We start from the raw sequence: 10955 nt of genomic DNA on the forward strand, positions 1-10955 counted from the left end.
TGTCTCCCTTCCTGCGGATCAAGCGGAGGTATTTTTAAACTTCCATTTCGTATGTACGAATGCACCCATGCTTGCTTGATACTATATCAAAAAATCAGATATAAGAAAAGAAATAGTGGAAATATCAAGTATGTGGTATAATATCAGGTGTAAAAAAGCTGCATTCGCTAATAGAGATGTAAGCGTTTCAATGAAAAATGGAAATTGTTGATATCGGGAGGTAGTAGCATGGATCACACAAATATTGAAAGTATTGAACCCGTTTCCAAATCATCTAACATGAAAAATTTCGAGGATGAGCGCGCTCAGTTTAGCTGGGAAGCTATTGAGAAGCAGTTCTCTTGGTCTACTACCGGGAAAGTCAACATGGCGTATGAGGCTATCGATCGACATGCGGAGTCCGCAAAATCGGATAAAATCGCCTTGTATTACAGCGATGACAAGCGGGATGAAAAATACACTTATAAGGATATGAAGCTGCAATCGAATCGCTTTGGTAATGTCCTTCGCAAGCTGGGGATTACAAAGGGTGACCGGGTGTTTATTTTTATGCCAAGAACGCCAGAACTTTATTTTTCCTTAATCGGTTCCATTAAAATCGGTGCGGTAGTAGGACCGTTGTTCGAAGCCTTCATGGAGACGGCAGTCAGAGACCGTTTGCAAGACAGCGGTGCAGTTGCAATCATCACTACACCTTCATTAGTGTCAAGAATTCCTGTAAACGAGCTTCCAGAATTGAAACACATTATTATTGTCGGAGAAGATCTTGAGCTGGCAGAAGGACAAGTTGATTATCATAAAGAAATGGCGCAAGCATCAGATCAATTGGACATCGAATGGGTTGATCGTGAGGATGGCTTGTTGATTCACTATACATCGGGTTCCACAGGGAAACCCAAAGGCGTACTACATGTTCATAATGCAATGCTACAGCATTACTACACAGGCCGTGTAGTTCTTGATTTGCAAGATCAGGATGTGTATTGGTGTACAGCCGATCCAGGCTGGGTTACAGGAACATCCTACGGTATTTTTGCTCCATGGCTAAATGGGGCAACTAATGTGATCCGGGGAGGCCGCTTCAGTCCGCAGGATTGGTACCGTACTTTGGAAAAATACAGCGTATCCGTTTGGTACAGTGCTCCTACGGCTTTCCGTATGTTGATGGGGGCAGGCGACGATGTATCCAAGGAGTTTAACTTATCGGCTCTGCGTCATGTCCTAAGCGTGGGTGAGCCGCTAAATCCTGAGGTAGTTCGTTGGGGCTTGAAGGTTTACAATCAACGTATCCATGATACATGGTGGATGACAGAAACGGGAGGCCAATTGATTTGTAACTATCCATGTATGGCTATCCGTCCTGGTTCGATGGGAAAACCGCTTCCGGGCATTGAAGCTGCGATTGTCGATGACGCAGGCAATATCTTGCCACCATATCGAATGGGGAACTTGGCAATCAAAACACCATGGCCGTCCATTATGAGAAAAATTTGGAACAATCCTGCGAAATATGAAGAATATTTCCGTATCCAAGGCTGGTATATTTCCGGAGACTCGGCTTACTGTGATGAAGACGGATATTTCTGGTTCCAAGGTCGTATCGATGATGTCATTAATACAGCTGGTGAGCGCGTAGGTCCGTTTGAGGTTGAGAGTAAGCTGGTCGAGCATCCTGCAGTTGCCGAAGCGGGTGTAATCGGTAAACCGGATCCGATGCGCGGAGAAATCATTAAAGCGTTTATCGCATTACGCGAAGGCTTTGAACCCTCGGAGGAATTAAAAGCAGATATTTCTAAATTCGTCAAGGTTGGATTGTCTGCACATGCAGCGCCCCGTGAAATCGAATTTAAAGATAAACTGCCTAAAACCCGTAGTGGTAAAATTATGCGCCGTGTGTTGAAAGCATGGGAATTAAATCTTCCTACAGGCGACTTGTCAACGATCGAGGATTAATGAATCTAAGCTAGTGAAATTGAAACACCCTATAAGAAATGGAGCTCACCTTATGTGGCTCCATTTTCTTATAGGGTGTTTTTTTTGCTTCTTGTATATCAGGTTACTTTTTAAAATGGACTGGAGCCGTGGCCTTGGATTCGCCAAGCTCATTGACGGCAGCTATTTTATAATAGCCCTCGTAGCCTGAAGCATAATATCGGAACTCCGTACCATTGGCCACATTACCAAGCTTTGAATAGCTGCCGTTTTCTTTGTCACTGAAATAGATGACATACTGCTTTACTTTATCTTTGTCTGCGTTAGCTTTCCAATTGATAACGATACCTGCGCCACTTGCTTTGACTGTTACGCCGGATGGTGTAGCAGGCTTCTCTTTGGCGGGTCCTGGACTCGGGCTAGGGCTAGGATTTGGAGTGGCTGTTCCATTGTTCTCAGCAGCCCCTGAACCGTTGTTGTTCCCAGTGCCTCCCTGAATCAGACCGCCAGTATCATCGGGAGTCATAAGCAATAAATCCTTACTAGTTCCGTCTGTGTAAGCACCTTTGCTAGGGATGGATTCATTACCGGCAACGTCTACAGCAGTGACATAGTAGCCTATAGCACTAGAGGCATTGGTTTGTTCTGTAAATTTCGTTTCATCTCCGGCTAGAATAATTTTGTTATTTACGCGTTGGAACGTACCGTGATTAACGGATTTATACAAGCGATAACCAACTACATCTTCGCTAGCGCTCGCTTGGAACGTGACCACACTCGTATCCCCGGAGTGGGTTGCCACTACGGTCGTCGGAGCGACCGGAGCCTTACCGTCATCATTGCGCGGATCCGTCTCGGAAGGGGCATCCTCGTTATAGTCGGTTGGTCGATACATTTCAAGTGATTGGCGTTTATCCTGCGGCAGCTTTGGAATAACATTCTGCAGTTCCTTCATCAAGGCGCCAAGTGATTTTTCTCTTTTGATAACAGTCTTCTCTTGAACGAATTCCTGTGGTGTAGAAGGCTGAGCGATATAGTTAATACCGTTGTATGAAATAATCGGCAGCTTCACCATCACATTATCTTCTTCTGTTGGAATGTCTTTTTTATTAAACAGATCGGTAACAAGTTTGCCTGCTTTGGAAGTCGCTTCGCTCGGAAGCTTACCCGATAAGCTAGACACGGTCATTTCCACGATATTATCCGGGCGAGCGAACGATTTGGTTTTGAAATAGTCCGGTTTTTTATCAATGGCCGCATCCATGGATAATGCCCAAATATCCTTCGCACGGTTGGTTCCACCCGTTTTTTTGCTTAGTTTGTATACAGGCGAATCATATCCTATCCAGACTCCAAGCGTAATGTCCGGTGTATAGCCCATGAACCAAGCGTCCGCATCATCTTGCGTGGAGCCCGTCTTCCCTACGATCGGCACTTTACCGTAATGCTTGAACTTGCTCATTAAGTCGGTTGCCGTTCCGGAAGTAATAACGGTTCGCATCATGTCGGACATCAAATAAGCCGTTTGTTCAGAGAACAGGGTGGTCGGTTGGAGCTCATGCTCATATACGATCTTTCCATTGGAATCTGTAATCTTGCGAATCATGAACGCATCGTTATGTACACCTTTGTTGCCGATGGTGGAGTAAGCGTTGGTTAACTCTTTTACGGATACGCCATATCTCAAGCCACCGATTACACCGGTTTGTGCAACGTAGTCCTCTTTTGTTATGGTGGAGATCCCCATTTTTTTGGCGAAATCCCATGCTTCTTTAATACCGACAACATCCAAAAACAGCTTGATGGCTGGAATGTTATAGGATTGATCTAATGCTCTTCTTGCTGTAATTAAGCCGTGATATCGATCGTCCCAGTTCTCAGGGATGTGATAGCCGACCTTTGTGCCGTCTTTCAAAATAATAGGTACATCGTCAATGATTGAAGCCGGTTGGATAGCCCCTTTTTCAATCGCCGGGATATAAGCGGCTATCGGTTTCATCGTAGAGCCCGGTTGACGGAATGCTTGTGTGGCATGGTTAAGCTGCTCTTTAAAGAAATCACGGCCCTCGATCATACCGAGAATAGCACCGGTCTTACTATCCATCATTACAGCGCCGACTTGCTCCATGCCTTTGGTCGGGTCGTCGGGTGTGAAATTTTTAGCATTGTCTGAAATCACATGCATCGAATCGTAAATGTCTTTATCGATGGTTGTATAAATTTGATAGCCACCGCGGTTCATTTGCGCTTGCACATTTTTTAGTGCTTCGTTGTATGCGTCAGTATTTGACTGCGCTGCAAGTTTGGGATCCTGTACCTTCAATAGCGTTTTGGCTGCTTCTTTCTCGACCTCCAGCATGAGATAAGGATAAGTTGAATAAGCTTTTTTGGCCGGTTCAGCAAGCGATTTGCGCAAATCGAAATTGAGTGCTTCTTGGTACTGATCGGAGTTGATTTTTCCTTCCTCCAGCATACGTCGTAGAACGAGCTGCTGCCTTGCGACGGCTCTTTTGAAGGCGGCTCCGTCAAATTGCCCTTTGCTTGTGAAGGTTGAATAATTGCTCGGTTGTTGAGGCAAACCAGCCAAATAGGCCGATTGTGCGATATTAAGATCTTTTAAATCGTCAATGTTAAAAATCCCTTTGGCAGCAGCCTTGATTCCATAAAGATTGTAGCCTGAAGATCCGTTACCGTACGGAATTTTGTTCATGTAGGCTAGAAGTATTTCGTCCTTGGACATGAGACGCTCCATCCGCAAGGATAAAAAGATTTCTTTCGCTTTTCGGCTGTCTTCACGGTCCAACGATAAAAATACGCGCCGCGCTAGCTGCTGAGTGATAGTGCTTCCCCCGGTTTGCACATCTTCTCTTAGCAGCTTTTGGACTACGGCTCTCGCCAGCCCTTTGAAGTCGATTCCATGGTGCTCATAAAAATGATTATCCTCGATGGCAAATACTGCATCCAGCATCTGCTGAGGGATATCTTTGAGCTCGGCCATTCGCCTGTCTTCCTCTGAGCGCAGCTGCCCGATAACGGTATCATCGTTAAAGTATACGAAGCCGGTGAGCGCATTTTCTTGCACCTGCGTCATCATGCTCTCCTTGCTGCGGACAGGATCTTCCTTGACCAGCGCAGATACATAACCGAAGGCGGCACCGCCTCCTAGAAACCCTGCGATGATAAACACAATGAACATCCATTTTAACGTGATAAGTGTATATTTGCCGATGTTCCATAGCACATCTTTGGTCTTGCTTTCTTTTTTCTCCATCTCCATATTGATAGAAATCCTCCCGAAATTGGAAAACATACGTAGTTTATTATACCATAAAGATGGAAAGCGTGGTCAATGACGTCCCTGACGATTGGATGACAATTACGTTTGACAACCGAATCCTACTTATGATATAAATTGTTTTAATCGCATATGACAAATGCTGAGAAGGACATGCCGACGGAAGGGTGATAACCCTATGCCGCGCAGCAGTAGAATAAGGAATCAAGCTTTCAGAGAGCCGATGGTTGGTGCGAATCGGTAGTTGGCCTTAATTCGAATTACCGTCCGGAGCAGGGGAAGAGAACATGAGCAAAGGGGGGCCAATCGCCGGCGAGCCTTTTGCTAACGTAAGTAACTTCCTGCCGGGTCTGACCCGTTATCGTTTCAAAGTGAAAGCAGAGAATGCCGAGTGTATCTGTCGGATACAGAATTCGAATTTCTCAGCTTTAATTAGGGTGGTACCGCGAGCAACAGCCTTCTCGTCCCTTTGTGGATGAGAAGGCTTTTTTGTATTTTAAGAAGAAAGGGAGTCAGAGAAGATGGATATTTTAAAAGAACTGCAGTACAGAGGTTTAATCCAACAATTGACTGATGAAGAAGGCTTGGCCAAAAAATTGAGTGAGGAGCCGGTAGTTCTTTATGCAGGCTTTGATCCGACAGCAGACAGTCTCCATATTGGACACTTGCTTCCAATCTTGTGTTTGAAACGATTCCAGATGGCAGGCCACCTTCCGATTGCTCTAGTAGGCGGAGGTACCGGTTTGATCGGTGACCCGAGCGGAAGATCAACGGAGCGTTCCTTGAACACGTCGGATATCGTAGAAGAATGGACGGGAAAACTTCGTAATCAGCTATCGCGTTTCCTCGATTTTGAATCGACCGTGAATCCTGCCCGTATGGCTAACAACTATGATTGGCTCGGAAATCTGAACGTGATAACATTCTTGAGAGATATCGGTAAAAACTTCTCCGTTAACTACATGCTGGCTAAAGACAGCGTCGACTCACGTTTAAGCAACGGGATTTCGTTTACTGAATTTAGCTACATGATATTGCAAGCATATGATTTCTACCGGATGAATTCGGATATCAACTGCTCCCTGCAAGTAGGGGGAAGCGATCAATGGGGCAATATTACAGCAGGATTGGAGCTAATCGGTAAATCTACGGGCAACAAGGCATTCGGCTTGACCATGCCGCTTGTGACGAAAAGCGATGGTTCTAAGTTCGGTAAAACCGCCGGCGGAGCTGTCTGGCTCGATCCTGACAAAACGTCTCCGTACCAATTCTACCAGTTCTGGATTAACACTCACGACAATGATGTAGTGAAATTTTTGAAATACTTCACATTCCTGTCGCATGAGGAGATTGCCCGTTTGGAGGAGCAGGTAAACACAAGTCCTGAGAAGCGTGAAGCTCAGCGCGTACTTGCTAGAGAAGTTACGGAATTGGTGCACGGAGAGGAAGCGGCATTGAGTGCAATTAAAATCTCTGAAGTTCTGTTCAGCGGTAATGTCAGCATCTTGACCGGCCGCGAGATTGAAGATGCGTTCCAAGACGTTCCATCCGCAGAAATTAGCGGAGACACGGCACTTATCGATCTGTTGCTCTCTGTCAATGCGGCGCCTTCTAAACGTCAAGCGAGACAGGATATCGAAAGCGGCGCGGTATCGGTTAACGGAACGAAAGTGACCGAACTGGATAAAGTTCTTCAGCCAAGTGATGGGATGGAAGGGAAGTACATCGTCATTCGTCGTGGTAAGAAAAATTACTACCTGGCAAAATTCGTTTAGATTTGTATCAAATATCATGGGGTTTCCTTTCGAAGTCGGCAGCAATGTCGGATGGAGGGAAACCTCTTATTTTATTTATGTAAGCCAAATAAAAACTGCCCTCCATAAATGAAGGGCAGCTCGTAAGCCAAAAATTAACGGCTGTAGAACTCGACGATTTGTTTTTCGTCAATTTCTTGTGGCAATTCGGAACGCTCAGGAAGACGCGTGAATTTACCTTCAACAGCAGCGTCGTTGTATTCCAAGTAAGCTGGCAAGTAGTTGCGGTTAGCCAAAGCTTCTTTAACGGAAGACAAGCCGCGGCTTCTTTCGCGAAGACCGATTACATCGCCAGTGCTTACAGTGTAAGAAGCGATATCGACTTTTTTACCGTTTACAGTAATGTGACCATGGGAAACCAATTGACGCGCGCCTGCACGGGAGTTAGCAAAGCCAAGACGGTAAACCAGGTTGTCCAAACGGCTTTCCAACAGGATCATGAAGTTTTCACCGGCAATACCTTGGATCTTGTTAGCTTTATCGAACAAGTTACGGAATTGCTTCTCGTTCATGCCGTACATGTGACGAAGTTTTTGTTTCTCTTGCAATTGAATGCCGTAGCCGCTCATTTTTTTACGTTGTCCTGGACCGTGTTGTCCTGGAGGGAATGGGCGTTTCAATTCTTTTCCTGTGCCGCTAAGGGAAATACCCAAACGACGGCTAAGTTTAAATTTAGGACCTGTGTAACGTGACATGTATTGTGAGCTCCTTTAATAAATAGAATGGTGGGTTGTTGTATTCCTCGGGTGAAACATATGCTCGATTTTGTTTAAAGCCCTGGGCTTATACCCGGCACCTGACAAGAATCTCAGCCGCTGTCCTGTCAGCAACAAAATCTGTGAGGGTGACACATGCTTCCACCATAAGTATGAATTCTTGTAAGAGTAAACATACTTATCTCGACTTCTAATTCTATAAGAAATTGCCTATTGATGTCAAGTGGTCCAAGCCTCTAACTTGAAGGAGGCTAAGCACTTTTTTCACTGCTTACTTATTATGAAAATGAATCTGAAAAGTGGTACAATGATATAATGTAGAAGGGGGAATGTTCTTTGGCCGAATGGAATGTCCGGCACTTGTCCGACATTTTGCAATCATGGGGACTGTTGGGACATCTGGCAGGGGCGATATTGGCTTATTTGCAAACGGTGGTGCCGTTTGTTCCTTTTGTTGTGATTGCAGGAGCCAATGTGTTGTTATTCGGATTGTGGATCGGGTTTATAGTCAATTATTCGATGTCCGTTTTGGGAGCTATAACCGCATTTTGGTTTGCACGCAACTATGCAAGAGACTGGGTAGAAAAAAAACTGGAACACTATGCGTATATTGAGAAATTCAATCAAAAGCTTGAACAAAACGGATTTCTTTACATAGCGATTTCAAGGATAATTCCTATTCTGCCTTCCTTTGGGATCAATCTAGCGGCAGCGGTAATGAAAGTAAGGACTCGAGATTTTGTGCTGGGTACCATTGTTGGCAAACTGCCCATGATCTTATTAGAATCACTGATTGGGCACGATTTGCTGCATTTTAGCCACAATAAGGGCAGACTTACACTGTTGGTGCTTATTTTTGTCGTCCTGCTAGTCATCGGCAATATTTATAAGAAGAAATGGTTTGACAACGAAAACAACAAATCAACTTAGAGCAACCTAAATGGAGAAGGAGGCCTGTAATATGCGTGATCCTAGATTACAGCAGTTGGCAAAAAATATTGTAACATACTCATTAGATGTGCAGCCCGGTGAGAAGGTATTGATCGAAATGATCGGCTCCGAGCGGGAAATCGTTAAATGTCTTATAGAGGAAGTATATGCCCGCGGAGGACAACCCTTTGTCGAATTAGTTGAGCCTGCCGTTAGAAGCGCTGTATTGCAATCGGCAACTAAGGAACAAATCGAGCATTGGGCTGAAATGGATTTGAAGCGCATGAAGGACATGAATTGCTATGTTGGTATCCGTGGCGGATCCAATGTCAGTGAGATGTCAGATGTTCCGGAAGCACAAATGAAGCTGTACGAAATGTATTACAGCAAGCCGGTACATATGGAGCAGCGCGTCAAGCAGACCCGTTGGGTCGTTCTTCGATACCCTAATGCTTCTATGGCTCAACTGGCTACGATGAGCACGGCGAAGTTCGAAGACTTCTACTTTAATGTTTGTAATCTCGACTACGCTAAAATGTCTGATGCGATGAATCCTCTCCAGGAATTAATGAATCGTACGGATCGAGTACGTATAGTTTCACCGGGAACCGACATTCAGTTCTCAATTAAAGATATCGGTTCGGTAAAATGCTGTGGAAGACGGAATATTCCAGATGGTGAGGTATACACAGCCCCTGTACGGGACTCTGTCAATGGAGTCATTCATTACAACACGCCTTCGGTGAAATCGGGAGTTACATTTGAGAACATTACTTTCCGTTTTGAGAACGGTAAAATTCTAGAAGCAACCTGTAATGACACAGAGCGATTGAACAAAATTTTGGATTCCGATGAAGGCGCACGTTATATCGGTGAGTTCAGTCTTGGGTTCAACCCGTATATTTCAACCCCGATGAAGGATACATTATTTGATGAGAAGATTGATGGAAGCCTTCACTTTACTCCGGGTCAAGCCTATGAGAAAGCGGATAACGGCAACCGTTCCTCGGTTCACTGGGATCTCGTGCTGATTCAAAGACCAGAGTACGGCGGCGGGGAAGTTTATTTTGACGATGTGTTGATCCGTAAAGATGGAAGGTTCGTCATTCCGGAGCTTGAAGGGTTAAATCCTGAACATTTGAAATAGTAGTTGCGTGTTATTCCTTTCCAATGTATCATAAAAAGTAAGCGATTTATTCGTTTATCAAATGTTATTGATTGCATGGAGGGATTCGATATGTCAAGTGCTAACAACGCTGCAATTGTAGAAATTTCACAAACCGCTAACAAATTTAGATCATCTATTGTTTTACAGTATGATAATAAGTATATCGATGTAAAAAGCATCTTAGGCTTGTTCACAACATTGTTGACAAGCAGCAACTATGATCTCCATGTTCATGGTCCAGACGCAGAAGAAGCTAAAAAAGCAATGGCTGACGTATTTGCAAAGCATAACCTGCAAATTAATAGCATTCAAGATTAGTTCTACATAACGGTATTTCCATCCATGGATGGAAATACCGTTTTTAATTATTATTACCATTAAAGAGCTTCATCAGCACGATGAAAGACTGCAATTTAGCCTGATAGAACAGGAAAAATGAGACAAGTATAAAAGTAGATGCTCCGCTCTCTTGTGTATTGAGGCGATTTCGACTAATATTAAGCTATGAACTCGTACGTACAGGGGGGAAAGCTTGATGTCATCATCCGAATTGTTACTTGGCCTATCACAAAAAGCCCTTTATCTTCTTCAAGAGGATGCAGATAAAATTGAGAAGCTCATTGAAGTGCAGATGGAGAATTTAACGACACGTAAATGTCCTCTGTATGAAGAGGTGTTAGATACACAAATGTATGGTTTATCGAGAGAGATTGACTTTGCTATACGTGCGGATTTGATTACAGAGACAGTAGGCAAACAAATCTTGGTTAAGCTCGAACGTAACTTAGCCCAGTTGTATGAGGCATTAAACAAAAAAGAGTAGCCTTCTAATTGAAGGCTACTCAGGCTGTCGAGAAAGTAAGTCTCGACAGCTTTTCTTTTGTTCAGTTAATTCAATACAGCACCGCGTTAATATGGTATAATTATTGTAACATTGATAACGGAAGGTGTAGGGTATGCTGCGTTCGAATCGAGATAAACAACAAAACTACGAGCTGGTATCCATTGAAGATTTAGTTCCAGCTGATCATATGCTCCGCAAGATTGATAAGTACATCGATTTTTCCTTCATAGATGAAAAGGTCCGTCACCTCTACTCT

8 protein-coding genes, 1 pseudogene and 1 other annotated feature are annotated in these 10955 nt (G+C 44.2%); of the genes and pseudogenes, 7 read left to right on the top strand and 2 right to left on the bottom strand.

Going from position 1 to position 10955, the window contains the following annotated elements; all coding sequences use genetic code 11:
- Positions 1-228 precede the first annotated feature (228 nt).
- Complete coding sequence (gene acsA / locus BP97_RS0112525; protein WP_028549412.1) at positions 229-1953, top strand: acetate--CoA ligase; 1725 nt, start codon at positions 229-231, stop codon at positions 1951-1953.
- 103 nt (positions 1954-2056) lie between these two features.
- Here acsA and BP97_RS0112530 read toward each other — a convergent pair whose 3' ends face one another.
- Positions 2057-5209: a transglycosylase domain-containing protein gene (locus BP97_RS0112530; RefSeq protein WP_231506286.1), complete on the bottom strand. Its 3153-nt coding sequence runs from the start codon at positions 5207-5209 to the stop codon at positions 2057-2059.
- A gap of 187 nt (positions 5210-5396) precedes the next feature.
- Positions 5397-5699: a binding site (T-box leader), on the top strand.
- A gap of 49 nt (positions 5700-5748) precedes the next feature.
- Here BP97_RS0112530 and tyrS point away from each other — a divergent pair.
- Entirely contained in the window at positions 5749-7002 is a 1254-nt protein-coding gene (gene tyrS / locus BP97_RS0112535; RefSeq protein WP_028549414.1) for a tyrosine--tRNA ligase, read from the top strand.
- A 134-nt stretch (positions 7003-7136) separates the two neighbouring features.
- On the opposite strand, the gene rpsD is transcribed toward tyrS, so the two are convergent.
- Positions 7137-7736, bottom strand: a complete 600-nt coding sequence (gene rpsD, locus BP97_RS0112540) for a 30S ribosomal protein S4 (RefSeq protein ID WP_028549415.1) — start codon at positions 7734-7736, stop codon at positions 7137-7139.
- A 357-nt stretch (positions 7737-8093) separates the two neighbouring features.
- On the opposite strand from rpsD, the gene BP97_RS0112545 reads away from it, so the two are divergent.
- The 5 genes and pseudogenes from BP97_RS0112545 to BP97_RS40170 form a co-directional block, all read left to right on the top strand.
- Positions 8094-8687 (top strand): TVP38/TMEM64 family protein, encoded by a 594-nt coding sequence (locus BP97_RS0112545; RefSeq protein WP_028549416.1) that lies wholly within the window; start codon positions 8094-8096, stop codon positions 8685-8687.
- A 31-nt stretch (positions 8688-8718) separates the two neighbouring features.
- On the top strand, positions 8719-9834 hold the full coding sequence (locus BP97_RS0112550; RefSeq protein WP_028549417.1) for an aminopeptidase: 1116 nt from the start codon (positions 8719-8721) through the stop codon (positions 9832-9834).
- Positions 9835-9924: 90 nt separating this feature from the next.
- Positions 9925-10173 (top strand): HPr family phosphocarrier protein, encoded by a 249-nt coding sequence (locus tag BP97_RS0112555; protein WP_028549418.1) that lies wholly within the window; start codon positions 9925-9927, stop codon positions 10171-10173.
- Positions 10174-10390: 217 nt separating this feature from the next.
- Positions 10391-10678, top strand: coding sequence for an Fpa/YlaN family protein (locus BP97_RS0112560; RefSeq protein ID WP_028549419.1), 288 nt, complete (start codon positions 10391-10393; stop codon positions 10676-10678).
- 133 nt (positions 10679-10811) lie between these two features.
- Positions 10812-10955, top strand: a pseudogene (locus tag BP97_RS40170) (IS5/IS1182 family transposase); the annotation flags it as partial.

Source organism: Paenibacillus sp. UNC451MF (genome assembly GCF_000686845.1).
In the GTDB taxonomy this organism is placed as follows: Bacteria; Bacillota; Bacilli; order Paenibacillales; family NBRC-103111; genus Paenibacillus_S.

What these genes read in the sequence shown, in the direction of transcription:
- rpsD (WP_028549415.1), bottom strand. Translation starts at nt 7,736, where the DNA reads ATGTCACGTTACACAGGTCCTAAATTTAAACTTAGCCGTCGTTTGGGT.
- BP97_RS0112550 (WP_028549417.1), top strand. Translation starts at nt 8,719, where the DNA reads ATGCGTGATCCTAGATTACAGCAGTTGGCAAAAAATATTGTAACATAC.
- BP97_RS0112560 (WP_028549419.1), top strand. Translation starts at nt 10,391, where the DNA reads ATGTCATCATCCGAATTGTTACTTGGCCTATCACAAAAAGCCCTTTAT.
- tyrS (WP_028549414.1), top strand. Translation starts at nt 5,749, where the DNA reads ATGGATATTTTAAAAGAACTGCAGTACAGAGGTTTAATCCAACAATTG.
- BP97_RS0112530 (WP_231506286.1), bottom strand. Translation starts at nt 5,209, where the DNA reads ATGGAGATGGAGAAAAAAGAAAGCAAGACCAAAGATGTGCTATGGAAC.
- acsA (WP_028549412.1), top strand. Translation starts at nt 229, where the DNA reads ATGGATCACACAAATATTGAAAGTATTGAACCCGTTTCCAAATCATCT.
- BP97_RS0112555 (WP_028549418.1), top strand. Translation starts at nt 9,925, where the DNA reads ATGTCAAGTGCTAACAACGCTGCAATTGTAGAAATTTCACAAACCGCT.